This is a genomic window from Embleya scabrispora DSM 41855, from assembly GCF_000372745.1.
Taxonomy (GTDB): Bacteria; Actinomycetota; Actinomycetes; order Streptomycetales; family Streptomycetaceae; genus Embleya; species Embleya scabrispora.
On record NZ_KB889697.1, the window covers coordinates 104,336 to 130,054 of the forward strand.

Annotated in this window: 21 protein-coding genes; 5 read left to right on the plus strand and 16 right to left on the minus strand. The window is 71.5% G+C overall.

The annotated features are described in order from the left end of the window. The first annotated feature begins 182 nt into the window (after positions 1 to 182). The 4 genes from A3IC_RS69125 (at position 183) to A3IC_RS0137640 (ending at position 3,838) form a co-directional block, all read left to right on the plus strand. Positions 183 to 356, plus strand: a complete 174-nt coding sequence (locus tag A3IC_RS69125) for a hypothetical protein (protein WP_020555241.1) — start codon at positions 183 to 185, stop codon at positions 354 to 356. Continuing rightward, positions 353 to 1,009, plus strand: a complete 657-nt coding sequence (locus A3IC_RS0137625) for a hypothetical protein (protein ID WP_020555242.1) — start codon at positions 353 to 355, stop codon at positions 1,007 to 1,009. The genes A3IC_RS69125 and A3IC_RS0137625 overlap by 4 nt, the downstream gene beginning before the upstream one ends. A gap of 132 nt (positions 1,010 to 1,141) precedes the next feature. Further along, a complete protein-coding gene (locus A3IC_RS0137635; RefSeq protein WP_020555244.1) occupies positions 1,142 to 2,503 on the plus strand; it encodes an FAD-dependent oxidoreductase in 1,362 nt (453 codons plus the stop codon). A gap of 201 nt (positions 2,504 to 2,704) precedes the next feature. Then, positions 2,705 to 3,838 (plus strand): terpene synthase family protein, encoded by a 1,134-nt coding sequence (locus tag A3IC_RS0137640; protein WP_158696245.1) that lies wholly within the window; start codon positions 2,705 to 2,707, stop codon positions 3,836 to 3,838. A gap of 99 nt (positions 3,839 to 3,937) precedes the next feature. Here the strand turns inward: A3IC_RS0137640 and A3IC_RS0137645 are convergent, their stop codons facing one another. From A3IC_RS0137645 to A3IC_RS0137665, 5 genes are read right to left on the minus strand one after another with little or no spacing between them, the layout of a single operon-like run. Continuing rightward, positions 3,938 to 4,843 carry a DUF4231 domain-containing protein gene (locus A3IC_RS0137645; protein ID WP_020555246.1) on the minus strand — a complete coding sequence of 302 codons (906 nt, stop codon included), beginning with the start codon at positions 4,841 to 4,843 and terminating at the stop codon, positions 3,938 to 3,940. Further along, a complete protein-coding gene (locus tag A3IC_RS0137650; RefSeq protein WP_020555247.1) occupies positions 4,840 to 6,177 on the minus strand; it encodes a toll/interleukin-1 receptor domain-containing protein in 1,338 nt (445 codons plus the stop codon). The genes A3IC_RS0137645 and A3IC_RS0137650 overlap by 4 nt, the downstream gene beginning before the upstream one ends. Next, a complete protein-coding gene (locus A3IC_RS69130; protein WP_158696246.1) occupies positions 6,174 to 9,062 on the minus strand; it encodes a hypothetical protein in 2,889 nt (962 codons plus the stop codon). The genes A3IC_RS0137650 and A3IC_RS69130 overlap by 4 nt, the downstream gene beginning before the upstream one ends. Continuing rightward, positions 9,059 to 10,102, minus strand: coding sequence for a hypothetical protein (locus A3IC_RS67000; protein WP_020555249.1), 1,044 nt, complete (start codon positions 10,100 to 10,102; stop codon positions 9,059 to 9,061). Before A3IC_RS67000 ends, A3IC_RS69130 begins: the two co-directional genes overlap by 4 nt. Beyond that, positions 10,099 to 11,040, minus strand: coding sequence for an AAA family ATPase (locus A3IC_RS0137665; RefSeq protein WP_245599777.1), 942 nt, complete (start codon positions 11,038 to 11,040; stop codon positions 10,099 to 10,101). Before A3IC_RS0137665 ends, A3IC_RS67000 begins: the two co-directional genes overlap by 4 nt. A gap of 290 nt (positions 11,041 to 11,330) precedes the next feature. Between A3IC_RS0137665 and A3IC_RS65750 the strand changes: the two genes are divergently transcribed. Then, positions 11,331 to 11,897: a prepilin peptidase gene (locus A3IC_RS65750; RefSeq protein ID WP_158696247.1), complete on the plus strand. Its 567-nt coding sequence runs from the start codon at positions 11,331 to 11,333 to the stop codon at positions 11,895 to 11,897. 81 nt (positions 11,898 to 11,978) lie between these two features. On the opposite strand, the gene A3IC_RS63165 is transcribed toward A3IC_RS65750, so the two are convergent. The 11 genes from A3IC_RS63165 to A3IC_RS0137735 all read right to left on the minus strand — a co-directional run bounded on the left by A3IC_RS63165 (position 11,979) and on the right by A3IC_RS0137735 (position 25,710). Next, positions 11,979 to 16,640 carry a LysM peptidoglycan-binding domain-containing protein gene (locus A3IC_RS63165; protein WP_158696248.1) on the minus strand — a complete coding sequence of 1,554 codons (4,662 nt, stop codon included), beginning with the start codon at positions 16,638 to 16,640 and terminating at the stop codon, positions 11,979 to 11,981. Then, on the minus strand, positions 16,637 to 17,113 hold the full coding sequence (locus A3IC_RS0137690) for a pilus assembly protein TadG-related protein (protein WP_020555254.1): 477 nt from the start codon (positions 17,111 to 17,113) through the stop codon (positions 16,637 to 16,639). The genes A3IC_RS63165 and A3IC_RS0137690 overlap by 4 nt, the downstream gene beginning before the upstream one ends. After that, entirely contained in the window at positions 17,110 to 17,547 is a 438-nt protein-coding gene (locus A3IC_RS0137695; RefSeq protein ID WP_026219193.1) for a TadE family protein, read from the minus strand. Before A3IC_RS0137695 ends, A3IC_RS0137690 begins: the two co-directional genes overlap by 4 nt. Positions 17,548 to 17,564: 17 nt before the next feature. Then, the gene (locus A3IC_RS0137700; protein ID WP_158696249.1) at positions 17,565 to 17,996 is read right to left on the minus strand and encodes a TadE family protein; all 432 of its coding nucleotides are present in this window, start codon (positions 17,994 to 17,996) and stop codon (positions 17,565 to 17,567) included. A 42-nt stretch (positions 17,997 to 18,038) separates the two neighbouring features. Then, positions 18,039 to 18,338, minus strand: a complete 300-nt coding sequence (locus A3IC_RS0137705) for a hypothetical protein (RefSeq protein WP_020555257.1) — start codon at positions 18,336 to 18,338, stop codon at positions 18,039 to 18,041. Positions 18,339 to 18,382: 44 nt separating this feature from the next. Next, positions 18,383 to 19,258, minus strand: a complete 876-nt coding sequence (locus tag A3IC_RS0137710) for a type II secretion system F family protein (RefSeq protein ID WP_106669126.1) — start codon at positions 19,256 to 19,258, stop codon at positions 18,383 to 18,385. After that, positions 19,255 to 20,226: a type II secretion system F family protein gene (locus tag A3IC_RS0137715; protein ID WP_020555259.1), complete on the minus strand. Its 972-nt coding sequence runs from the start codon at positions 20,224 to 20,226 to the stop codon at positions 19,255 to 19,257. The genes A3IC_RS0137710 and A3IC_RS0137715 overlap by 4 nt, the downstream gene beginning before the upstream one ends. Before the next feature lie 5 nt (positions 20,227 to 20,231). Further along, complete coding sequence (locus A3IC_RS58815; RefSeq protein WP_020555260.1) at positions 20,232 to 22,085, minus strand: TadA family conjugal transfer-associated ATPase; 1,854 nt, start codon at positions 22,083 to 22,085, stop codon at positions 20,232 to 20,234. Beyond that, entirely contained in the window at positions 22,075 to 23,034 is a 960-nt protein-coding gene (locus A3IC_RS58820) for a CpaE/TadZ family protein (RefSeq protein WP_020555261.1), read from the minus strand. The genes A3IC_RS58815 and A3IC_RS58820 overlap by 11 nt, the downstream gene beginning before the upstream one ends. After that, positions 23,031 to 23,774, minus strand: coding sequence for an SAF domain-containing protein (locus A3IC_RS58825; RefSeq protein WP_158696250.1), 744 nt, complete (start codon positions 23,772 to 23,774; stop codon positions 23,031 to 23,033). Before A3IC_RS58825 ends, A3IC_RS58820 begins: the two co-directional genes overlap by 4 nt. 646 nt (positions 23,775 to 24,420) lie before the next feature. Beyond that, complete coding sequence (locus A3IC_RS0137735) at positions 24,421 to 25,710, minus strand: cytochrome P450 (RefSeq protein ID WP_020555263.1); 1,290 nt, start codon at positions 25,708 to 25,710, stop codon at positions 24,421 to 24,423. Between the last annotated feature and the right edge of the window lie 9 nt (positions 25,711 to 25,719).

Sequence of the window (25,719 nt, forward strand, 5' to 3'; positions counted from 1 at the left end):
GCAGGGGTGGGGCCCTGCGTGCACGGCAAGGATAGCAAGGTTCGGGAGAGCTTTGCGACACGGTTACCCGTTGGTTGGTTTGGCTGAATCTCGTGGGTGTTTTGTCGGGATCAGGTGGTGGGTGTGGGTGGGCGTGTGGCGGGTGAACATCCTGGGAGGAGTCGATTCGGGAGGGGTGTCCCATGCAGCTCGGCAGGCCGGTGGCGACGGGTGTGGTCGTGGAGCGGGCGGCGCGGATCGAGGAGGAGCGGGGGCGTGAGATGGCGGCTCCCGAGGCGAAGCAGGATCGAGGGGGCGAGCCGCGGGCCTCGGGGGCGACTGAGGTGGAGGTGCCGTCGGGGGTCGCCGGGCGATGATCGGCCGGCGGCGGCTGCCCGAGGAGCGGCCGGACGTCGCGCCCGTGGGGTACAAGGTCGCGTCGCTGTTGTTGTCGGTGGACGGTGATCGGGCGAGCTTCGCCGGCGTGTCGATCGGACGCGGCCGGGCGTACGACGTCGAGGCCGAGGCTCGCTGTGCGTACGGGCGCCGGCATCGGCCGCCCGCGGCCCGCTGCGATTGCGGGTTCTACTGCCTGACGGCCGAGGCGGATGCGCGCGGGCTGCTGTGCGTCACCGAGTATCGGCACGCGGCGCTGCTCCGGGTGGACGTGCTGGGCAGCTATATCCGCTTCGAGCGCGGCTTCCGGTACAGCAGGCAGCGGGTCACCTCGGTGTGGGTCGGGGCCTGCGGGTGTGGCAATCCGGCCGAGTTGCTGGTCGACGCGGGGACGGGGATCGTGGGCCGGCGCGGCCTGGTCGGCAGTTGTACCGGGTGTGCGGCCGGGCGGGTGGGTCTGTCGTTCGGGTCGTACGCGCGCCTGGCCGGGGTGCCGGTCGCCGCCGACGCCAATCCCTACGTACGCGGCGAGTACGAGCTCGTGCCGCAGCTCATCGCCGAGGTCACCCTGCTCCAGGCCCGGCTCGACCGCTGTCAGGAGCAGCTCGGCCGGCTCCTCGGGTCGGATTCCTGACGGGGGGCCGCTCGGCGTGCGGCAGTGGCTCGGTCCGGTCACCGTCGCCGGTCGACTGATCGGGATCTCGATCGTGGTCGACCCCACGGGCCGATCGGGAAGCATCTCCCGCTCCCACCTGTTCTCGCCCGTGTGAGCGAGATGGTGAGTACCAGGGCGACATCGACCGGGTCCGCGACCGCGGGGGCTCCCCCGCGCACCGAGCGCCGCGCCGGCCCCGCACCGCGATCCGCCTCGGCGCGACCCACCGACTCCCCGACGCACGGGGGCGTCCTGGACGTCGTGGTGATCGGCGCCGGCCAGGCGGGCCTGTCCGCGGCCTACCACCTGCGCCGCTCCGGCCAGTCCTTCGTCGTGTTGGACGCCGACGAGGCGCCGGGCGGGGCCTGGCGGCACCGGTGGCCCACGCTCCTGATGGAGGCCGTGCACGGGATCCACGAACTGCCGGGCCTGCCGGTTCCGGAAATCGACCCGGCGCGGCCCGCGTTCGAGGCGCTGCCCGAGTACTTCGCGACGTACGAGCGCGCCTTCGGCCTGGACATCGTGCGCCCGGTCACGGTGACGGCCGTGCGCTCGACATCGGCCGCTCCGACGGCTCGGAGCGCTCCGGCGCCCCGCACCGGCACCGCCGGCTCCCCTGCCGGCCGGTCGCCGGAGACCGACGCCGGCCCAGCACCCGATTCGACCGGGCCTGATTCGACCGCGCCCGATTCGAGCGCGCCCGCTCCGGCCGCACCCGAAAGCTCCCCCGCCGATCTGCTGGTCGTCGAGACCGACCGGGGCGCCTGGACCGCCCGCGCGCTGATCAACGCGACCGGGACGTGGCGCCACCCGTTCATCCCCTTCTATCCGGGCGCCGCCGAGTTCCGCGGCCGGCAGTTGCACACCGCGGACTACCGCGGGCCGGCCGAGTTCGCGGGGCAGCACGTGGTCGTGGTGGGCGGCGGTACGTCCGCCATCCATGCGCTCGCCGAGATCGCCGAGGTCGGCACCACGACCTGGGTGACCCGTCGACCGCCGGTGTTTCGCGACGGCGAGTTCAGTGCCGAGGTCGGGCGGTCCGCGGTGGCCCGGGTGGAGGAGCGGGTCCGGGCCGGGCTGCCGCCGGAGAGCGTGGTGGCGGTGACCGGGCTGCCGCCGACGGCTGCGGTGCGCGCCGCGCGAGAGCACGGGGTGCTGACGCGACTGCCGATCTTCGATCGCATCACCGCTCTCGGTGTCGCGTGGAACGACGGTTCCTCGGTACCCGCCGACGCCATCCTGTGGGCGACCGGATTCCGCGCGGCGCTGCGCCACTTGGCACCGCTGGACCTGCGCGAGCCTGGCGGCGGAATTCGGATGGAGGGTACACACACCGCGCGCGACCCGCGCATCCACCTTGTGGGGTACGGTCCTTCGGCGAGCACGATCGGCGCCAATCGGGCCGGCCGGGCCGCCGTGCACGATCTGAAAGCACTGCTCTCCACCAGGAGCACCGCTCACATCGCGGCCTGACCCGGGCCGTCCGCAAGCCGTGCACACAGCACCGCACGGCCCGCACACGCACCACCGCAAACGCCCGCACACGATTCACCGCACGTCCCCATAAAAACGCATCACCGTACGTGTCGAAGCGCCCGTCGACGTCACTCTCCGCACACGCAAAGGATCTTGCGCCGGCGACGCCGATGCGGCATAACAATGATCACGCAACGGGTGGGAGACCAGGTGCCGCAGGATGTGCTGTTCTCGATTCCGTTCGAGGCTCCGATCAGTCCGTATCTGGACCAGGCCCGGAGCCGCCACCTCGACTGGGTCCGCGCCCGCGGCCTGATCCGCACCGACGCGGGCCTGCGCGAATACACCTCCTGGGACCTGCCGGAGGCGGTCGGCCGCACCTACCCGCACGCGTCGGCCGACGACCAGTACCTGCTGATGAACTGGTTCTCGCTGGCCTTCCTCTTCGACGACGACTGCGACGCCGACCCGGACGCCGACGCCCGCACCAGAGCCGACACCGGCACCGACACCTCCCCCGACAGCACCGCCGACGCCCTCCCCCGCACACCCGAACGCCCGGACCGCGTCGCGGAGATCGCCCGCGAACTGATCACCATCCCGTTCCGCGAACCCGGCACCCCGCCCGATCTGGTTTCCCCGATCACCGTGGCCTGGTCCGAGGTCTGGACCTCGATGTCCGACGGCACCTCGGTGACCTGGCAGAACCGCTTCGCGGCCAACTGGGCCCGGTTCCTCGCCTCGCACGCCTCGGAACTGCGGATGAGCGCCTCACGCGCCGTCCCGGACCTGGACAGCTACCGCGTGATGCGCCGCAACACCGCGGGCATCCCGCACTCCCTCGATGCGATCGAACGCAGCCGCAGGTTCGAAGTGCCCGCCCAGATCCAGGCGCACCCGCTGATGCGCCGACTGCGCGAGGCCGCCACCGACACCATCGCCTACATCAACGACATCCAGTCGCCGGGCCGCCGGGGCCGCCGGGTCGCCTCGCACAACCTGGTCGTGGTCCTGCGCGACCGCCTCGGCTGCTCGTACGACACCGCGCTGCGCGAGGCGACCAGGATGACGTACGAGCAACTCGACACGTTCATGACCCTCCAGGCGTACATGCCGCAGATCTGCGGCGAACTCGGCCTGGGCACAACCGAACGCACCGCCGTGGAGATGAGCGTCGAGGGCATGCGCAACTGGATCCGCGGCTACTACGACTGGGGTCTGCGCTCCGGTCCCTACACCGTGCCGGACGTGATCTCGGACGAGTCCGTACACGGCTACGCCGAGGACGCGCAGCATCCGGCCGCCGCACACCTGCGCACCCGTTCGGCCTGACCCGACGTCACCAAAGCGGCCCACACGGCCATTTCCGCCCCGACCGGAACGCCGACCCGATGCCACCCGACGGGTCGCTGCCCCGCCTTGACACCGAACTCACTGCGGCGGACCGGGATCCGCCTGTGCGGCCCGGGCCATCCACCCCTGAGTCTCGATCGAGATGACGTTCTCGCACCGCTCGACGAACCGCGCCTCCTCGGCCGGGTCCAGCGGCATCCGCGCCATCCGGTCGTCGCGCAGCCGGCGCAACTGCTCGGCGGTGCGGGCGAACGAGATCAGGTTCTCCTGGTACCGCACGCCGTATCCATAGAGCATCACCGACGCCGAGACCGTGGTGACCACCGGCACCCACGCGCCGAACCGGGCACCGTCCCCCGTACCGGCCACCACCGCGAGCGCCATGCCGGTGAGCGCCAACACGAACTCGGCGAGCCGGATCCTGGTCAGGCCCCGCCGCATCCGCGCCACCCGATCGCGGTAGTAGCCGTCCGCCTGCGCGTCGACCCGCTCCCGCACGTAGCTGTCCACATCGTTCACGGTCGGCGGCGTCACATCCGCCGTCGGATGCAGCTGCGGTAGCTCGGCCGACAGTTCACTCGCGTCGTCCTCGAAGGAGGCACGCCGCGCGAACAGTGCCGCCCGCCGCTCGGCCTCGGCCCCCGCGTACGGATCGCTCGACGTCAGGTAGAGGTACACCTCGCTCTTGAGGCCCTCGCTGACCGAGCGCAGCCGCGTCCACGCCTCGATCCGGGCCGGTTGCAGCCGCAGCGACGTCACCAGCGGCACCAGCCCCACACACAGCGCACCGATCAGGGACGACACCGTGCCCGGAGCACCGTGCACCTGCGTGCCCGCGGTGGCCAGTATCGCGCCGCTCACTCCGAATACGAGCCGGACCAACCGCCACCGCTGCACCGAAGCCTTGGCCGCGGAGGCCGCGAGCGACCATCGGCGCTGCGCGCGCCAGGTCTGGGTCAACACCGGGTCCGTACCGACGGTCACGCGGGCCTCCAGGGCGGGTTCGGTGGTTGTGGATGCCCGGCCAGTTGCATCGCCCGGCCGTGCGTACGCTTCAACTCCCCTTCACCGGCGGGCGTCAACGGCGCCAGTTCGGTCACCTCGACCGAACCGCACGCGCCGGCCCGGTCGGTGACGAACAGCAGTAGCAGGAGCGGGAAGGCCGCCCGCAGTTCGCGCACCAACGCCGCATCCGGCAGGTGCCGGATGACCACCACGATCGGCCCGGTCTCCTGCGCATGCGCCTCGATCACGTCCCGGAAACCGGCCTCGCCCTCCAACTCCGGGTCGTGATAGCCGTCGTAGTCCAGGTAGCCGGCCACCCGGTCCCGAATCGCGGCGATCAGACCCGCCGCCATCTCGGCCCCGGCCGGCACCGTGACCTCCAAGTGCGGCCACGGACGGGGGTGGCCGCTCGCCCGGAGCAGGTAGGCCCGTAGCGTGCCGCCCCGAGTCGCCGCGAGCACCGCGATCCGGCCGCTCTCGCGCAGACGCAACGCGCCCAGCTGCGCCGCGACGACCGTGGGCACCCGCGCGTACACGACGCTGAGGTCGGCCACCGTGCCCGCGGGTTCGGGCCGCAGCACCGGCAACAGCTCGCCCAACGCCCGTACCAGCGGATCGGGTTCATGGCGAGGCGCCGGGGCCCGCTCGATCAGCAGCGCCTCGCTGAGCCGTTCCCGCAGGACCTCGCGGTCGAGCCGCTCGCACACCCCGAGCAGATCCGCCGCGGCGCGCAGTCGGTCCTCGTACGCCTCGGCCAGCGCGTACGTCACGGCCTTGCGGGTGGGCGACGAGCGGTCCAGGTGCCACAGCCGGATCTGGGCCAGATCCGTTCGCAGCTTGTCCGGCAGCCGGTTGCCGACGATCTCGTCGTCGGCCCAGTCGCACATGTCCACCTCGCCGATGTGGATCGCCTTGAGCGCGCTCTCGGCCAGCTCCGCGCGTTGTACGTCCGGCAACTTCAGCGCGAGGAAACGGTATCGCGCGTCCGCGCGCCGCCTGCCGTCGGCGATGCTCGCCTCGTAGCCGACATTCGCCGAATCCAGCGCGTGCCGGGACAACAGCAGCACGGTGGCCTGGCTGCCGTGCAGTTCGATCGCGATCTCCTGCTGCCACGCGTCACCGCTGCGCAGGAAGTCCTTGTCGTACACGGCCTCGAAGCCCTCGGCCTCCAACTGCTGCACCAGCGCGTCGCGTGCGTCCAGGCAGCGGCAACAGACCTGTCCGGGCTTGGCCCGGGTGCTGTGGCTGATGAAGATCCGCGGGCGCGGCACCGGTGCGGCGCCGCGCGGCTCGGGGAGGTGATGGATCGTCACGGGTGGCTCGCGTAGAACTCGTCGGCCGTCAGCAGGCGGAACCAGCGGTATTCGTCGGGGGCGAGGGTGAGCATCGTCGGCGATTTCCCGCCGAGCGACAACACCGGGTGCGGTGTCGTGGAATCCAGGAGATCCACGAGACTGCCCGGCGGCAGGCTGGGCGTGGTCAGTGCAACGGAGCTTCGACGGGGCCCGAGGTTGGCCACGCACACCACGAACTCCTCTTCGTACCGCCGCAACAGCGCGATCACGTCCGAACCGGGAGAGCCCAACCGGGACACGGTGCCTCGGGTCAGCGCCCGCCGGCCGCCTCGCGCACGCAGCAGCGCGGCGACGGCCTCGCTCGCGGGCCCGCTCGGAAACTCGGCGACGGCCCGCAGGCCGGGTAGCGCGAGTGCGATCGAGGCCAGTGCGCAGACGCGGGCCGGATCCTCCTCCGGCCGGGCCGCGAGTGACACGGCCCAGTTCGGTGCCACGCGCTGATCGCCCGTCACGAAAGACGCCGCCTGCCGCCACGATCGAGCCTCCTGGGCAAGCACAAGGTGGCAATACGCGTCGCGGGCTCCGGACATCGAGTCGCCGCTCGCGCCGCGGTCGAGCACGAGCACCCGGCCCGGGTACTCGTCGACGAGCCGCCGGAGCGACCGCAGGAAATCCACCGACCGGTCCTCCCTACCCGTCGAGGGCTGCCCGCCCCAGCCCTCGGGCGATACCGACACACACACTCCCGCTGCTCCGGCCGCGAGCAACTCGGCGCAGCGGCGCAACAAACGCGGCGCCCGTTCGGGCCGTATCTCGTCCATCGCCGGCCCGATGGGCAGTTCGGCCAGCACCTTGATCCCGGCCGCACCGGCCGCCCGCAGGAACCCCGACGCCAGGTCCGACCCGGTTCGCACGGACTGCGTCTCGTGCATCGGGAAGGGCACACGTACGCAGTCGATCCCGGCCCGCCGCAGCGAATCCGGGTGGTCGCCGACCGCGGGCCCGGTGGGCATCGTGCAGACGAGCGTGTCCGGCAGCCATCCCGTATCCGGCTCGGGCCTTCGGGTCGGCGCCAGCAGCACGCTCCGGCCGTCCCGGTCCCGCAGTTCGATCGGGCCGCCCCGGCCGACCACGGTAAACGCCAACAGGCTCGCGGTCGAAACGCTCACCGCCCGAAACGGCAGTGGCACTTCGCGCACGCGACCCGACATGGTGGCGCCGTCCCAGCGCAGCAGCCGGCCCTCCCGGTCCACGCCCGCGGTTGTGGATCCGCCGCCGCCGCTGATCGCCAGGGACGCGATGTCCGAGGTCAGGCCACCGCCCCGGACGACGTGGGTCGAGTCGGGGGTCGGCATCAGCACCAACTGCGGCCCGGTTTGCGCGTACAGCAGCGGTCGGCCGCCGCGGCCACTGGTGATCGCCGTCACCGGCAACGCGTCGGCGGGTGTCTCGTAGCAGATCGAATCGCCGCTCGTCAGGTCGATGAACTGCGGCTCCGCGCTGCCGCTTACGATCACCAGCTCCGACAACTCGGCGTTGACCCAGATTCGCAGACCCGGTTCGGCCGCACGGGACAAAAACGTCGGCGGCTCGTCCGGCGCGTCCGGGCGCAGGACGCACACGCCGTGCTCGTTCGCCACGATCACCCACGGGGTGCGCGACGAGGGGTGTGGCGTGGCGACGACCGCGTCCCGAATGTGCCCCAGGCCACCGAAATATCGGGCTTCGTCCGCGTTGGTGCGAACGACCACCAACGCGTCCTCGGTTGCCAGCAGAACCGTCCCGGTGCGGTCGTCGGCGCGCAGCAGGCGGGGGGTTCCGCGGAGCCGCACCGTTTGGCGCACCGTGTCGTGCCGCAGCGTCAGTTCCGACCCGTATCGCGACCGTCGCAGCACCGCCCTGAGATACCCGTCCGCCAGCACGCCCGAGGCCCCGAACACCACCTCGGCCTTCATGAGTCGGCGGCCCGTCCGGGGGTCCTGATCGCCGGTGGTCGCGCGCAGTTCGGCGAACACCGCGACCGATACCCGCACCGTCTCGGCCGCCCCCACTTCAACCGGGTATCCATGTGTGCCGGCCTCACCCGGCCCCGCCAGCTCGACCCGTACCCGTTCCCCGCCCGGCACTTCGAGCACCCGCGAGCCCGGTTCCGGTGGCCGACTGAGGATCAGGCCGTCATCGTCGAGCCGTACGCCCAGTTCCGCGTGGCCACGCACCGCCGCCCGAGCGGCGGCGACGCCCGCCGGCCCGTGTCGGTCCAGCACCCACTCCGGCGGGTCGACGGCCAGCCGGGTCGCCGCCGAGATCAGCAGCGTGCGGGCGAGAGCACCGACCGCGAGCACTCGGGGCAGCCTGGGCAGGAAGTGCACCAGCCAGCGGGCCAGATCCTCGGCCGAGTCGTCATCGGGCGCGCCGGCCGCGATCGCGCCGGCGAATGCGGCCAGTTCCGCCTCCGGATCGGCGTCCGGCACACCGGCATCGGCCAGCGCCAACCGGGTGTAGCGGCGCACCAACCCCGGTGCGTCGGCCTGCATTTCCTCGGTCAACGTGCGCACCGCGCGCCATCGTGCGCGATCACGCACCAGTTCGTGCCGCAACCCGGCCGCGTACCGCGGGTCGAGCACCACCGCCCGCGCGTCCGCGGACTCGACCAGGGAAGAGAACCACAGGTCCGCCTCCAGCCCGGCAGCACTGGCCGGAACGAACTCCAGCCGGGCCCGCCGAACGAACGCCGCAGTGGCATAGGGGGCCAAACACAGGGCCTGGGCGAGCGTATACAGGGGTGGATCGGCCGCGGCCAACTCGCGCAGGTGGGCAAGTTCCGCCGACCCTTCGACATCGCCGTACTCGGCCCGCCCGTCGGCAACCGCGCGCCGGCCGATCACCGGGACCGGATCCGTCACCGTGGCACCCCCTCCCGCACCCGCCGGCTCTCCCGCCATGCCGCTCGAATCGAGGTGCGTCGATCCAGCGGAATCAGCGCCACCCGCCGCCGGAGTGTCCACGGATGCGCCCGCGCCGGGTACGGCGTCAGACACACCACCGGACATTCGGCCCGGCGTACCGCGTCGAGCCAGTCCCGCCATTCGGCCGCCCCGGCCGCCGAGGCGCCGCTGAACGGCAATCGGCGCAGGCCCAGATCCGACACCACAACCACGGGCGTACCCGCGGCCGGTACCCGATAGGCCACCCGCCCGCACCGCCCCACCGTCCGCACGCCGCGCCACGGCGTGCCCTGAAACCGCAGCACCTCTACCCGCCCCCGCCCGACCACGGCGTCCGCGAGTTCGCGCAACCAACGCTGGTCGGCCCGAAAGGGCAGCATGGACTCGCCGCCGTCCAGCACGAGTTGGATACCCAGTCGGGTGGTCGGCCGGGTCCGGAGGGGCAACCTGCGCACCGGCGAACGATCGGCCACGGCACGAACCAGCGTGCGATCGTCCAGGATTCGACCGAATACGTCCGTCGAGGCCGCCGCGAACATCACCCCCGGCGCCCAGCGCACCGCCCACGGCGGCTCGGGCGGCCCGTCGCCCACGCCGGGGTCGAGCAACCGCCGTAGCCCCACCGGATCCGACTCGGCCCCGCGGCTCGCGCCGGATGTGCCACCCGGACCGCCCGCGCCGGACGCGCCGGACTCCGTGCCCTGCGTCGGCCCGCGCAGCGTGAGCACCGAGCAGCCGCCGTCCGCCTCGTGCGGTGGCATCAGCGCGGATTCCGGCGCCGTCGGGACCGGTTCGGCCCAGGCGGCAGGCTCCGGGTCGTCATCGCCCGCCCCCGTCGACGGCTCCGCCGCGATATCCGTCCTCGTCTCCGGGTCCCCCGCACCGCCCAGGTCCAGCATCCGGGCGATCCGCGCCGCCGTCGCGATGTCGGTGACCTCCAGCGCGACGATCGCCCGGACCAGATCGCCGAGGTGGACCCGCCCCCGTCCCGCGCTCACCCGTGCGGCCTCGCACTCCCTCGGCCCTTGCTCAGCGCGACCTCCACGACCAGGTCCCAGGTATGGCTGCCGGCGGTGACGCCCAGCTCGTGGCATGCCCGCAGGGTGTCGAGGAATTCGGCTGTGCTCGGACCGGCGAACGACGCGGACTCGTTCGCGATCGCGAGCAGGTGGGCCGCCACCTGCTCGGCCATCGATTCGTCGTAGTCGGCCCCGAGGTGGCTGCGCGCGACCTTCAACAGGTGTGGCCGGTCCGGGGCTTCGAGGGACAACAGGATGCAGCGCCGGACGAACGGCGCGGGCAGCTCCCGCTCGTTGTTGCTGGTGATCACGACGAGCGGTTCTGCGCCCGGTCGTGCCCGCACCTCCTCGCCGTCCGGCCCGGTGAAGCGCAGCGTGTCGAGCGGCACCAGCAGGCTGTTCGGCAGATCCGGATCGGCCTTGTCGATCTCGTCGATCAGCACCACCGACTGCGGCGCGGGCCCGGTGTGCCGGCCGTATGCCGGTTCGTCAGGCGGTTCCCCCGCGTGCCCGGGCACGGTCCGATACGGATCGAACGCCTTCCACAACACGCCGGGCGCGCAGTAGGCGCCGATCGTCGGCGCGACTTCGCGCACCTGCGCGTCGTTGAGCCGGCGGAGCGCGTCGAAGCGCCAGAGCAGGTCCTCGGGTTCGGTGCGCGCGGTGATCACCTCGGTGTGGCAGACCCGCCCCAGATGCCGCGCGACGTTCGGCGCGAGAGTGGACTTGCCCGATCCGGGCGGCCCGAACACCAGTAGCGGTCGGCGGGTCGCCAGCGCGACGTTCACCGCGAGCACGATCCGCTCGTCGTCGAACACGTATACGCCGTCATCCGCCACCGCCGCATCGTCCGCCAATTGCGCTGCGGAGGAGCTCGGAAGCGGCTGGAACGGGTCGAACGCCATGGCTTTGGGCACGGTTCCAGTGTGCCGTCCGGCCGGGCGGCCCGGTACGGATTCCGGCGCAAACGCACCCGCTTCGAGTGCGAATCGATCACCGCGGCGCGCGGATTCGGTGCCAAGCCGGTCGGCACCGCACCCCGATGCGATCCCGATCCGGTCACCGGCGCGGATGGATTCGCGTCGACGCTCCGGATCGACCCGGTGTCCGCGCACCGCCCGGTCGCCACCGAGTCGACGCCCCGCCGGTGCCGCGCCAGTGCCGCACCGGTGCCGCGCCGACCTCCCGTCTGGCAGGATCCGATGCCGTGCGGATATCTCCGATCCATCTCGACGAGGACACCGCGGGCGTGCTGCGCCGCGACCTGCCGCTGATCGCGGGCGCGTTCGTGCTCACCGGTGGCGCGCTGGTCTGGCGGATCGGCCTCCAGGCGGTCCTGCCCGCCTTCCTCGTCTTCGCGTTGCTCGCCTCGGCGCTGGTGGTGTGCGATGCGCGCTTGATGCGGCTGCCCGATCCGCTGACCCTGCCCGGATATCCGCTGCTCGCCGCGCTGTTGCTGATCCCACTCGACCGGGACTCCTACGTAAATGCGCTTGTCGCCATGGCCGCGGCGTACGCCCTGCACCTCGTGCTCGCGCTGTGCGGCCTCGGCATCGGTCTGGGCGATGCCAAGACCGCCGGTCTGGTCGGCCTGGTCCTCGGCTGGTTGTCCTGGGCCGCACTCGTGCAGGCGCTGGTGCTGGCGTACGTCTGCGTGGGTCTGTATGCGATCGGGCTCGCCGTGAGCAGGCGCGCCGGCCGCGGCAGCGTGGTGCCGTTCGGGCCCTTCCTGCTCGGCGGTGCGGTGCTCGTCGTCCTCGTGCGCGGTGCGTGATCGGGTCCGGCCGACTCCGCGTGCCGCGCCCTCGAACCGGCGGGCGGACCGGCGACTCGCGCCGGTCCGCCCACCGCCCGCTCAGTCGTCCAGCAGGTCGCGCAGCAACTCGACGGTGAGTGGCTCGGGTTCCGCGCCCAGGCCGGCGAGCAAGCCGTCCAACCGGTCCACGTAGTAGTCCAACTCCGCGCGATCGCCCGTTATATGCGTGGCCCGGAACATCGTGCGATAGAGCATCTGCGACTCGGGGCACACCACCAGACCGACCGAGCAGGCCCGCTTGGCGGACTGCGGGTCGTGGTTGTCCAGGTGGTAGTCGGCCAGTCGGGCGGCGACGTCGACGATCTCGGCGATCATCTGCTGGCGGAACGGCTCGGCCCAGACGTAGCGGCGCGGACCCACCCCGTCGAACGGCGCGTCGCGCACTATGTCCAACGCCCTCGCATAGTCCATCGCCACCTCGTGGCTCCCGTACAGGCCGGGCGCCACCAATTGGCGGAAACGGAACCAGTCGCACGCGAAGCCCGGCCCGAACGCGTAGCCTCCGCCGCCGACCGCGGCCGGCAGGTGGCTCGTACCGTCCTGCCCGGTGCCCACCCACCGGCGCAGCTGGCTGATCGCCGAGTTGCGCGCGGTGGCGGTGACACCCAGCGGCCAGACGGCGGCGTCGAGTTCACTCAGCGGGCGACCCGGGTGCAGCGCGATCCAGGCGGCGAGTTCGGTCAGCCGGGCGCGGCGGCCGTGCTCGACCTCCTCGCCGACGCCGATCAAATCGACCTGACCCAGTATCCGAATCTCCGGATAGGTCGGCGCGAAGCCTTCCGACGGTTGCCCGGACGCGGCCGGGGCCTCGGCGGGCAACGCGGCGACCGGCGGCGCGACGTCCCAGGTCGAACCCACCTCCTGGGCTTCCGGCACGGCCGCCTCGGGATCCGGCGCAACGACCAGGAACATCCCGGAGTCCTCGGCGGTGAGGCCCTCCTGCACCTGGCCCGGCGCGCCCCAGTACTCGGCGGACGGCATCTCGACGCCGCCCGCCGCGCTCTCCGCCCGCTTCGGCAGCGCGGAGCCCGACTCGGTCGTCGCCGGTGCGGTCCGCTCGCGCTCCCGGCCCTGCATCAGGTCGACTTCGTCGTCCGGACCCAATACGTGGACCCCTGGAGCGCCGAACACGTCGGCGCGCACGCCTCCGTGCCCGTTGGCCGCGTGTGCCGGGTAGGCCGCGTAGCCGCCCTCCGGCGCGTCCTCGACATCCCGCGGCGGGGCTTGTTCTCCGGTATTGGTCCGGGCGTCGATCGGCACTGCTGTTCCCTCGTCCGGGGCCTCTGCGGCCGCCGCCGGATCCGCCGGGCGCCCGGCTTCCTCGACGGATGCGTAAGGGTGGTCCTCGGGATCGTCCACCCCTTCGAGTCCTATTTCGTCGTGCCCGTCGTCCGACACCGACCGCTCGTCGACCAACGGGCCGCGCACGGCCGCCTGTTCGACATCGACGGGCGCTCCGAACGCCGGTTCGCCGAGGGTCGAGTCCGCCGGGTCCGCCGCATCGGGCACCGCTGTTCCGGGCGCCGCCGCCCCGAACGCCGCGTCCTCGGCCTTTACTTCCCGGTGACTCGGTGCGACGACGACGGCTTCCCGAGCGTCCGGCTCGGCGTACACCGCCCCGGTACGGACCGACCCGTCGACGGTCGGCTCCTCGAAGGATGACGGCACCGGCGCTTCACCGCCATATGGCGGATGCGGGTACGGCGGTTCCGCATACGGCGGTTCGGCATATGACTGCTCCGGGTACGCGGGCTCCGCGCCGGTCTCGGCAGCGGGTCGCCCGCCGATCGCCGGCTCCGCCGTAGCCGTGGACTCGGAGTACGTCCGCTGCCCCGCGAGGTCCGTTCCGTCCGAGCCGATCGTCGAGGACTGGAACAGCCGGGGCTCGTGGACATGTTCGGCCGGCTCGGCCTGGTCCGCGTCGTAGTCGTGCGGGTCGTCGGGCAACCAGGGCAGCGGCAGCGAGCCGGTGTCCTCCGGCGATCCCACGCGCCGCTCGATCCGCTCCGGCGGCGCCAACGGGCGTCCGGTGACCGGATACACCGCGGCTCCCCAGGAGCCCGAGCCGACCCGGCCGCCCGTATTCGGCGCCGGCGCCGCGAACGCCCGTTCGTCCGGCTCGGGATCGGTGGGGTCGGGCTGGTAGTAGCCGGGGGGCGCGTCGACGTCCACGTCGGTCGCGGTGCCGCCGCCCATTCGGGCGGGGCGCTCCATCCCGCCGACCGCGGACCATGCGGCCGAGGAGATGCTGCCGCCGGCCGCTCCGGCACCCACCTGTACCGGTTCCGGCTCGTGGTCGGGTCGCTGACCCGGGATCAGCACCTCGTCGGCGGGCACCCCGTCCAGATCCTTGGAGACGGTGAACATGCTCACCAGCGCCTGATACTGGGGGTCTTCGAGGCGCTGCACGTGCACGTCGGTGTTGATCCGACTCGGCGTCACCACACCCGGCACGGTGGGCAGTCGGGTCACGCCCAGTCCGCTGAGCCACGGCTCGGAGTGGATCGGCGCGATGATCGCGGCGGCTGCGCGCGGGTAGGTGTTGGTCAACCGCTGGATGTGCGGCACGTGTGCCTCGGTCAACGGCTCCAGGGACAACACGATCTCCGGCGGCCACGTGTCCGGCAGGATGCCCTTGGTACGAGCCTGGCGCGGCGAGGTCAACTTGGCGTCGTCGAGCAGCCCGACCACCTCGTCGGACCAGGTCGCCAGTCGGCCGAGGGCCTCGTCCAGCGAGTAGGCGTAGCGCAGTTGTTGGCGGCCCTCGCGTTCGACGTCGCGCAGTTCGCGGCCGAAGCCGACCACCGTCACGCACAGATCGTCGCTCCACACGTTGGACAGCAGCTCGACCGCCAGCGCGCGCAGCACCGCGAGGTTGTCCTCGCCGGAGCCATCGGTGAGACCGACCACGCCGAGCGACTCGAGATCGATCAACAGCTGTCGGCCGTCGTCGGTTTCGCCCAGTACCGCGAGTGCGGGATAGGGCGCCGGCACGTTGGCCGCCGCGCTGGTGTGCAGCAACTCGGCGTCCGCCGGGCAGGTCCAGTGCATGTGGTCGCCGTGCACCGCCTCGAAGGGATACAGCGGCGGAGACGGCGCGGCCAGATGCAGTTCGAGCCGACGGTCGGTCAGCTGCACCGAATCGATCAACGGCAGGGTTCGCCCGGTGTCCGACATCCGGGCGCACAGCGTCCGGAGCGTGCGGTCGAACAGGTCCAGCGCGTCCGGCGTCTCGGTCGCGCGCAGCTGTTGTTCGAGGTCGGCGGCCGCCGGCGCGGGCATCGCGATCCGGCGGCCGTCCCGGCGTACCGACTGCTGGAGCCGGCGGCGCACCAGCAGTGCGCCCAGCACCGCTGCCGCGCCCACCGCTCCCAGCGCGATGGCACCGATCGGCACCGAACGCTCGTCGCCGCCCGTGCTCGGCGCCTCGGCTCGGCTGCCGGTGGGATTGGTGTTCTCGGTCTTCTGCTTCGGCGCCTCGCTCGACTCGGCGGGGGCGCTCGGCGCGGTGATCGGGTCCTGCTTGGCGATCTGCGGCGGGGTCTCGACGAACGGCTTGGGCTGCTGGGCGGGCGGTTGTTGCTGCGGTGTCTGCGGCTGCTGTGGCGCCTGCTGCCCAGCGGGGTCCTGTTGCGGAAGCCGGGGCGGTTGCTGCTGCGGCTGCTGTTGGGTCTCGGCGCCGCCGGCTCCCGGGATGGACAACGTCCAGCCGGGTTCGATCGCATTCGGGTCGGTCAGGGTCGAACCGCTCGGCTGCGGCTTGTCCTTGTTGGCGGCGAAGATCTCCGGGTAGCGGTCGCCGTCGCCGAGCAGTTCCTCGGCGATGTCCGACAGGGTGTCGCCGGGCTTGACCGTGACCGTCTGCGGCAACGCCTTCTTGTCGTCGCGCTGGTCCCCCGGCCCGGTCTCGGGCGCGTGAGCGGCCTTGACCTCGGCGGGTGGCGCCGCATTCGCGGGCAGTGCGAGCACCCAGCCCACCTCGACGTAATCCGCCGAATCGAACGGCTGGCCGTTCGCCATCACCTTGCCGTCGTTGAGCTTGGCGATCTCCGTCCACCGCTTGCCGTCGCCCAGCCGCTCCTCGGCGATCGTCCACAACGAATCACCACGCTGGACCGTATGCGTGGGCCCGGCAGCGGGCCCGGGATCCTGCACCCGGACCGGGATTTCCTGCTCCACGACCCGGCTGGGCGCACTTGCGACGCTGTCCGCCAACTGCGGAGCGGCCTGTGCCTGTCCCGCCGCCAACGCGGTACCGGTGGGCAACAGCAGCATGATGCCGCCAATCAGCGCGCCGGCCGCCTTCTGGCTCCAGCCCAGACCGCGAATCCGCGGTGCGGACAACCCCCGCACCTGGGCGGGGATTTCCACCACGACGGAGATGGCGAAGCACAACCACGCGATCCACGCGATGATCGCGAGTGCCGCGATGAACCCGCTCCCGTCGTCGGGCGCGGTCAAGATCTTGGTGACCTCGTCCAGTGCGGGTAGTCGATGCGGCAACAGGGTCGTGGTGGCCACGACGAGCAGCGCCGGCAGGCCGATCAGCAGGGCGAGCAGCACGGCGAGGCTGAGCAGGCCGCGCACGAGGTCGAAGAGGAAGCGGCCGAGTCCGCGGCGCCTGCCCCGGTCGTCACGGCTGCGAGCGTGCGCCCCGGGACCGGAACCGGCGCCGGGACGAGGGCCTTGGGTAACGGTCACGGTGCGTCCTCCGGGGCTTGGATCCCATGGACGAGCCCGGCACGGGCATGGCCTTTGACGGTGACGGTGGAAACGCCGAAGAAGGCGGCCACCTTGGTGTTGTACTTGAGGGTCACGGAGACTTCGATGCTGCGGCCGTCGGGGGCGACGCTGACTTGTGGTAGGGGTTCCACCGCCGTTCCGGCGAGGTAGTCGAGCGCTGCCTTCTCGGCCCGTTCCTTGGGCACCACGATCGCCGTCCCCGGAATGGCCTTGGTGGGGTCGATCGCCTGCCCGGCGGCGCGGGCGGCCTCCTGTGCGAAGGCATCGGCCTTGGAGTCCGTACGCAATTTGCCGCCGCCGTCGATCACCAACCCGACGAGCAGAATGATCACCGCCATCATGATCGCGAGCATGATGGCGAGCGATCCCCGGTCCCGGGGGTCGGCGACGAGGCCCTTGTCCTGCGCGGGCGTTCGCCCCACGGTCGTCACCCCGGCGACCTCTCCCGGTAGGTGTCGATCACGGAGGTGAAGGTGCCCTGCATCGTCTTCGAGCCGGGAATACCCGGGAAGGCGACATCGGAGAGCGACACCTTGCACGTGACCGTCACGGTGACGGTGGCCGCCGTGCCGACATCGGCCTCGAAGCCCCTGGCATCGACGGTGGTCTGCGGATCACAACCGATCCCGTCCTGGTCCAGGGACCGCTTCACGGCCGCATCGGCTGCTCCCCTGGCGCTGGTCGCATCACGCGCGATCGACGCCTCCCGTGCCCCCGCCTTCGCCGCCGCATCGACCCCGTTGCCGGCCAGTGTGGTTCGCCCGAACGCGATGATCAGACACAGGAAAGCGATCAACACGGGCGCGAGTACCGCTGCCTCCAGGGCGAACGACCCCTCGTCCGCCTGCGGCCTCCCCCTGTCCACCCTCGTCCCCCAGATCCTCATCGGCCCGCTGTCGTCCACCGCTCGACGACGCCGTCCGCGTGCTGCGTGATGGTCAGACTCCCGATGCCGGGCACGATCGACAACGATGTGCCCTGGACGGTCACCTTGAGCCGCCTGTCGTCGCGCTCCGGAATCACCTTCAGGTCTTTGAGCATTCCCCCACTGAGGTCCTTCGCCACATCCCGGCTGCGCTGTTCCGCGGCTCGGACGTTGCCGTCCTTCCGCCGCCCCTCCTCGACGCCCTCCTTGGCCGCCTGCATCGCGACTTCGCGGGCGTACCACCACAGGCAGCCCTGGATCACCGCGAGCAGCACGAGGATGAACACCGGGAAGATGATCGCCATGGTGATGGACATGCCACCGCGATCCGGGCCGCCTGCCTTGCGCAGGCGGCGCCGGATCGCGTCGACGAGAGTGTCGAGTGGCACCTTGTTCACGAGAACGGGTCCGAATCCTGGGGCGTCGAATCTCTAGGCGTTCGGCGCGGGCGCCTTGTAGTCCTTGTCGGAGTCCTTCAGGTTCTTCTGGTACTTCTGGTACATGGCGTAGATGACCGCCGCGATGCTGACCGCGGCGACGATGAGCACCGCGACGATGATCGCCGTCTCGATGCTGACCGCGCCGTGGTCGCGCTCCTTGCGCAACCGCCGGTAGCGGTCGACCACACCGCCCGTGACGATCAGCACGAAGGCGATCGGGGCCGGGGCCAGCCTGTGTACGGCGGTTTCCACGCGATCGAGCACCGCGGGGGACGAGGAACCGGTTTGCATTGCCTGTACTCCTTCCGGAGAACGGCTCGGGGTCCGAAGGTCGTTCATACCGAGAAAATCCGGGATATTGCCGGGAATCCGAGGAGGATTCCCATGATCACCACGAGCATCGTCCCCGGAACGGTGAGCCGTTCCGAGTCCGCGTTCGCCTGTTCGTGTTCGTTTGCGAGCAGTTCGATGCGCAGGGACTGTGATCGCGCCCGCAATGTGCCGTATACGGCAGCGCCTTCGGTGCCCGCCATCTCGATGATGTCCGCCACATCCGCGAGTTCCGGCAGGTCCAGGTCCTTGGCCAGGTCGCGCAGGCCGTCCCAGGGGTCCGCGCCGCTCACCCGGGCCCGCGCCAACGCGTCCTGGATCCGCACGAACGCCCAACCGTCCCCCACGGCCGCGGCCCGTTCCAGCGCCTCCGCCGGCCCCGCGTCGCCGGCGCGGCCGAGCGCGACCAGGTCCAGGTAGGCGGCGGCCGCGTGCTGGAACTCGGTCCGGGCCGCCTTGGCCTGGTCGCGCAGCGCGAAGTCGGGGATGACCCACATCCCGGCCGCCACCGCCAGGGACAGGAACAGCGGTACGTAGAAGGCCACGCCGATTCCGGTGGCCACCAGGACCGCGGAGAGCATCGCCGGCAACAGCAGGCCGAGCAGGGCCAACAACGCCTTGGTGCGCACGAATTGCGCGACCGTCTCACCGACCAGGTCCAGTTCGCGGTGCGGGACCCGAAAGCCCGGGATGCGGCGGGCCAGCGTGACGAGTTGGTCGTCGTACTTGCTGCCGGTCTGCTCGATGCGCCGCTTGGGCGTGCCGGAGAGCCGGTGCAGCGCGTTGCCCAGGTCCGGCGGCGCCGGCCACAACTCGCGCACGAGCAGCGCGACGCCGGCGCCCAGGACACAGCCGCTGACGATCATCTCGGGTGGGATCACGACCACTCACCCCGCAACACGGGAGCGCTGTGCACGCCTTCCGCCTGTTGTGCGTCCACCGCTTTCGCCGCCTTGACGACACTGCGCGCGTCGGCGACCAGGAACCGCGGCTTGACGCGGTCCGTGGCCAGCGATCGCATCCACATCAGCGTGCCGACATAGGCCATCGCCAGGAGCAGCAGGACCAGTTGCCCGGCCACGGTCCCGTACGGTTCCGCGTAGCTGCGGTTGATCACCACGACCAGGGCGGTCACGCCGAGTGTGATGTAGGTGATCCAGCGCACGGCGATCCGGGCGCCGGCCCGGTCCGCCTCGATCGCGCGACGCTGGCGCACCTCTTCGCGCACCGTGCCGGCCAGGTCCTTGAGCGCCATCGCCAGGCCGGGTCCGCGGTCCGCGGAGCGCAGGATGAGCGCCGCCGCGATCTTGTCCGCCGTGGCATCGCCCAGGTCGGCGGCGAATGCCCGTAACGCCTCGTCCGGACGCCATCGCGACTGCAACCGGCTGACCAGGTCGCCGACTTCCTCGACGATCGGCTCCGGGCAGGTCGCGCGTGAGGTGAGGATCGCGTTCTCCAGACCGGCGCCCAGCTCGATCAGGTCGGCGATCCGCCGGGTCCACTCGGCGAGCGCGTCCAGCCGGTTGATGACGGTGCGGTCGCTCTTGGTCGGCGCGAGCAGCCAGGGCAGGCCGGTGAAGGCGACGATCACCAGGAGACCGGCCATCAGAAAGCCGGTGAACAACCAGACCAGGGCGGCCACCACGAGCCCGATGCCCAGGCGCACCCGCCGCGCGGTGCGTTGCCGGGCGCTCACCGGACCCGACCGCATCCGCCGCACGGCCAACTCCAGCCGTCCGGGCGGCTTGGGCGTGGGATCGTCGTACGTGCCGACGAGTCCGACGACCAAGCCGATCAGGCCGCCCACCAACAGGCACCCGCACACCGCGACCAACAGCGCGTCACCCATGTGCGTCACCCGGCCTGATGCAGTTTCAGCTGCAACGGCCGCCAGCCGTGCGGCTCGTCGAGCAGATGCGGACTGAAGCCGGCCCGAATCAGGTCCGGCATGTCCGAGGGGTACATCCGGGCCATCCCCCGCGGATCGTCGCCGGTCGGCGCGAAGATCGTGTTCACGGCCGGGCGGCGGTGCTCGCCCATCCCGGTCACCTCCAGCACGTGCGACACGAAACGATGCCGCTTCCCGCCGATCGCCGTCTCGTCGATCATCCGCACGAAGACCACGTAGTCGACCGCGTTGGAAGCGAGCCGGTAGGCCAGCTCCGGGCTCATGTGCGCGCCGTACTCCAGGCAGAGTTCGGCTATCCGGTCGAAGATCATGTCCGGCTCGCGCACGTGCAGCGTGCACATCGAGCCGCCCTCGCCGTTCGTCATCACCCGCAACATCGGCACGATCTCGCTGGAACGCACCTCGCCGACGATCATCCGGGACAGCGACATCCGCAGCGCGGAGGGGATCAACTCGCCGATGGTCAACTCACCCGCCGACTTGCCGTCGATGCCCCGCTCGCCGTTGCCTTCCCGGGCCTCGATCGCCACGACCTGGCGCAGGTGCCCCAACTCGTGCAGGAAGAGTTCGAGTTCGGTCTCGAAGGTGCCGATCCGCTCGTCCCGGGGGATCTCATGGGACAGCGCGCGCAGCAGCGACGTCTTGCCCACGCCCTGGGTACCGCAGATGATCAGGTTCTTCTTGGCCCGGACCAGCGAGCCCAGGAAGGCGGCCAGGGTCCGGTCCAGTGTGCCCAGTCCGATCAGATCGGCGAGCCGCACGTCTCGCACCCGGTGTCGACGGATCGTCACGTAGGTGTGCGGGGTGACCTCGGTGATCGCCTGGAGTCGCGAGCCGTCCGGCAACCGCAGGGCCAGCGTGGGCTGCGCGGTGGACAGGGTGCGTTCGCCGCTGCCGTGCCGTCGGGCCAGATCGCGGAGCAACTCGCGTAGTTCCTCGTCGGAGGCGGTCAGCGGCGGCACCTGGACGCGGGGACGGTCGGCGTAGTCGACCCAGACCGTGTCGTAGCCGTTGACCAGGATGTTCTCCACGGCGGGGTCGGTCAGGTACGGCTCCAACGGGCCGGCCCGGAACAGCCAGTCCCACACCGCCCGGGCCATCGCCCGGTCCTCGGCGGGGGTGGTGGAGATGCCCCGCTCGCGCGCGGTGATGTCGGCCCATTCGGCGACGACCTGGGCAACGATCGCCCGGCCGCGCTGCTCGCGGTCCTCGTGGGTCAGACCGGGCGACATCTTGTCGAACTCGTGTAGTTGTTCGGCCGCGCGGTCCTTCAGTATCCGCACCACGGCCGGATCCACGACCGGTTCGCCGGAGGGGTTTCGGGGCGGCTTGGTGGTGGTGGTCGTGACGGGCGCCTGTCCGGCCGGCGAGGGTCGCCGGCTGACCGTGCCGACGCCGTTCGCGCTCACGCTCGCCGTCGGCGGCACGGTGAACATGCCGTCCCGGCTGCCCGCGTGCCGGCTCGCGCCGTTCAGCAGCCCGTTCGCGTGTGCCGCGGCCGGCGGAACCGGCGAGCCGTTGGCGGGCGTCGGCGGCGGCGTGTGCCCCACGGCCGGGGTGAGCGATCCCGCGCCCGCCGACCAGGCCCCGGAGGCCGCGTCGGGTCCGGCCGGGGCGCTGCGCTGGAACCCCTCGGGCCACGTGCGCAGCGGGGGCGCCGGCGGCGCGTACAGCACGTCCTCCGCCTCCGGGAGGCCCGGCACGACGTGCATGTGCGGGCGGTAGCCGGTCTCGGCGGGCGGCTCGGGTTCCGGCTTGTTGTGCGGATCCGGGTGCAGGGGCCGCGCGTTATCGAACATGACCCGCCTCCTCGCCGGCCGGCCGGTGCGCCGGTTCGGCCTCGGGTCGGGATTCCGACTCCGCCGGACGGCGGATGTAGGCGGCGGCCTGGGCCCAACCGTCGCCCGGCATGGGCGCGTCGGGTCCGGAGGGCAACTCGCCGCCGGGTGCCGGGCGCGGCGCCAACCGCATCCGGCGTTGGTTGGCCAGGGCCAGTGCGGCCTCCGCGGTGGTCCGCGCGGCACGCATGAACTTCGAACGCAGGAACCTTCTCCCAGTGTCCCCTTCACCGTGGGACAACACCCGAGCGCGTTCGGGATCGAACGGCAGCAGGCCCAACACGGGCGCGTCCAGGTGTTTGCCGATCTCCTGCCGTGCGTACCGCCCCTCCTCGATCACCACGAGCGCGATCGAGTCCGAGCCGGTCCCGTGCGTGTCGAGGTCGCCGCGCAACGAGGCCAGCCGGGGCTGCGCCTGGGCCAACGAGGGCAACGTCCCGCGCACGACCGGCAGTACCAGATCTGCCCTGCGCGCGGCGATCGCCGACGCTCCGGTGGTGCCGCGCCGGCCGAGGTCGATGATCACGTCGTGCGGGATCTGCTGATTGCCCAGACCGGCGGCGAGTTGCGAGATCGGATCCCACGTGTAGGCCAGTCCGGACGACTGGGTGGGGTCCACCAGGCCGGGCAGCAGCAGCCGTTCGCGCCGGCCGTCGGACAGGTCGACCAATTGCCGGAAGAACGCGTCCACCAGGTTTCCCTGACGGTGCGCCACACCCAGCTGGTGCAGGCCGTACTCGGCCGAAACCCGACCCTGCAGCGCACCGGCCAGGATCGAACCCCCATCCGGGTCGGCCTCGATCAGGATCACCCGGCGGCCGGCCGGCAGCGGCCACGTGAGCAGGAGCGCGAGCGCGGTCGAGGTGGCGCCGGGCGCGCCGGTGCCACCGGTGACCGCGACGACGGTCATGGGGCTCCTCCGGTCCTGGCCGGTGCCGCGTCCGCGTTGCCCGTGTTCAGCACGACGATGGAGAATTTGCCCTCGGCGACCTGGAGAGCCAGTACCGGACCGTCCTTGGCGGGTACCGCGACGTCCAGGACGGACTTGCCGGAGTTCGAAGTGGAGTCCGCGGCGCCGGAGCGGATCACCGTGGCCGCGGTGGTGATCGGTTGCGTGGGTGCGGCGTTGGCGTTGCCGCCGGCCACGGGCACCGCCGTCACGACCAGGATCCGGGTGCCGGGCGTGACCCGCTGCACCGGCATCTTGGTCCCGTCCACGGCGATCGGGACGAGCGTCTCACCCGGCTGGATCGCGATCCGCTCGGTGACCTGATCCGAGGTCAACAAGGTGCCCGCGCGCAGCTCGACGGCCGCGCGTTTGCCCACGATGACGGCCTTGGAGCCGGATCCGATCGGGCGCAGTCCCGGGGCGTCGTTGATCTCCACGACCCGCAGGTCCTCGGCGGCGATCGTCTGGCCGTAGGGCACCGTGCGCGCGACCGCGAGCACGGACACGCGCTCGTCGCCCATTTGATAGAACGCCGCCGAGCCGAGTCCGCCGGCCGCGATCAGCGCGACCGAGAGCGCGATGAGCGCCGGCCGCCGGCGTCTGGCACCGAGGCTGCGCGTAGGCGTGACCGGCATCGCGCCGGCGGCGGCGCCCTGCGGCACGACGCCGTTGCCCGATGGCCGTTCCGTAGCTGCCTTCACCACCGGCTCCGCCCCCTTGCTCTACCGGGTCCACCCAGGTTCCGCGCGGACCGTGATCCACTTCGGAGCTACCGCTCGTATCTTCCACCACACACACTGTCAGGTGAATGGTGAACGGCCCGAAAACAGCCGCCGAAGTTGATCATTCGAAGCTTTCCGAAACGATTTCCCACCACGCCAACCAGCACGATCGCGGACGCCGTATGACGAACCCGACCCCACCAAAGATCACGGGCAAGCATCTCGTTCCGGACACCGAACGGGCCCCACGATGGTCCCGAAACGAGGCGCTCCGCAAGCACTTTCGGGCAATTGTTGGCCGGCCGAGTTCTGCGCGCACCGTGATCGCCCGAACGTGATAACGCACTGCCGACCCGACGCTGCGAACCGTACTCGACACGCTGCGTGGGCGCGGGCGGGGCCCCACCGGCCAATCCGGCGAAGGGGTGGAAGTGTCGTCAAATCGCTTAGGGGCTTGTGGGGGTGGGGTATTGGGGGATCGGTGGCGTATCGGCGGCTGGGACGGGGCGGGGTTCGGCCGGGTCGGGGGCCGGGGTTCGGCCGGGGTTTTGGGCGGGGCCCGGGCGCGGTTCGGGGCGGTGTCCCGCGCCGGGGCGACCGGAGTCGTTGCCGGGCGCGGGCGACCTCAGGTCCTTCGGCGGACGGCCGTCACCGGGAGGTGCCCCGGACGGGGAAGCGCGCTCGTCCTCGGGCGGGACGGCTTGCCAGGCGCGGGGAGCAGCTGCCACCGGGCCGACACGGTCGCGACGGTGGTCACGATCTGGGCCAGGAACAGGTGCTCGCCGATGCAGCGATGCACGCCCGCGCCGAACGGCATGTACACGCCGCGCACATGCCCGCGATAGCCCGGCTCGGCCCATCGATCCGGGTCGAAGCGCTCGGGCTCCGGAAACAGCCCGGGATCCCGGTGCAGCGCATGGTGGCTGTACAACACGTCGCCGCCGCTCGGAATGTGATGACCCATCACGTCCACGTCGCGATTGGCCCGGCGAACCACCAGCCAGGGCGCGTACAACCGAAGCGTCTCGTCGACAACGCACCTTGTATATACGAGATCGCCGATGTTCTCGGCGGTCACCGGTCCGCCGGCCAACACCTCGTCCAGTTCGGCGTGCAGGCGTTTGCGCACGCTCTCATGCCGACCGATCTCGTGAAATACCCACGAAAGGGTGGCGTTCGTGTTGTCGTTGCCGGCGATCAACATCGACACCACCTCGTCGCGTACCAGTTCGGGTGACATGTCCATGCGCGCGAACTCGCCGAGCAGACCCGTACCCGCGCCGGCGTCCACGGCCGAAGCGATCGCCGCCCGCAACCGGCGGCCCGTCTCGGCGAAGCGCCGGTTGCCGGGTGTGGGCAACTGCCTGGCCCATTCGGGCAACGCGGTGCGAGTGAACACCTCCTGGATGAACACCGGCAGCGAACGCCGCACCTCGGCCACGGCCGCGTCGGCCGCCGGATTCTCCCCGAAGATCAACCGGCCGAGCGTGTCGAGCCCGAGTTCGCTCATCTCCCGATCGAGCGCGAGCGCGGAACCCGGCAGCCATTGTGCGCTCGCCTGTTCGGCCCGGCGGCGAATCAGTTCCACGTATCCGCCGATCCGCGACCGCTGGAACGCGGGCTGCAGGATCCGCCGTTGGCTGCGATGCAGGGGCCCGTCGGATGCGGCGAGGCCGTCCCCGATGTGCAACCGGGCCTGCTTGAAGAAGCCGTCGCGCTCGATGCTGTCCGCGTGTTCGACCAGGACGCACCGAACGAGGGCGGGGTCGTTGAGGACGTACAACTCCTTCGGCCCGACCCGGATCCGCACGATCGGCCCATGGGCACGCAGCGACGACACGAAGTCCCAGCGGCCGCGCAGCAGCGCCGGGGTGTGGCCGAGCAGCGGAACTGCGCCCGGGGCGATCGGAACCACGTGGCGACT

Bases quoted from the DNA above. Each gene is read 5' to 3' on its own strand.
- A3IC_RS69125 (WP_020555241.1), top strand. From the start codon at position 183: ATGCAGCTCGGCAGGCCGGTGGCGACGGGTGTGGTCGTGGAGCGGGCG.
- A3IC_RS0137625 (WP_020555242.1), top strand. From the start codon at position 353: ATGATCGGCCGGCGGCGGCTGCCCGAGGAGCGGCCGGACGTCGCGCCC.
- A3IC_RS0137705 (WP_020555257.1), bottom strand. From the start codon at position 18,338: ATGCAAACCGGTTCCTCGTCCCCCGCGGTGCTCGATCGCGTGGAAACC.
- A3IC_RS0137715 (WP_020555259.1), bottom strand. From the start codon at position 20,226: ATGGGTGACGCGCTGTTGGTCGCGGTGTGCGGGTGCCTGTTGGTGGGC.
- A3IC_RS58815 (WP_020555260.1), bottom strand. From the start codon at position 22,085: ATGTTCGATAACGCGCGGCCCCTGCACCCGGATCCGCACAACAAGCCG.
- A3IC_RS58820 (WP_020555261.1), bottom strand. From the start codon at position 23,034: ATGACCGTCGTCGCGGTCACCGGTGGCACCGGCGCGCCCGGCGCCACC.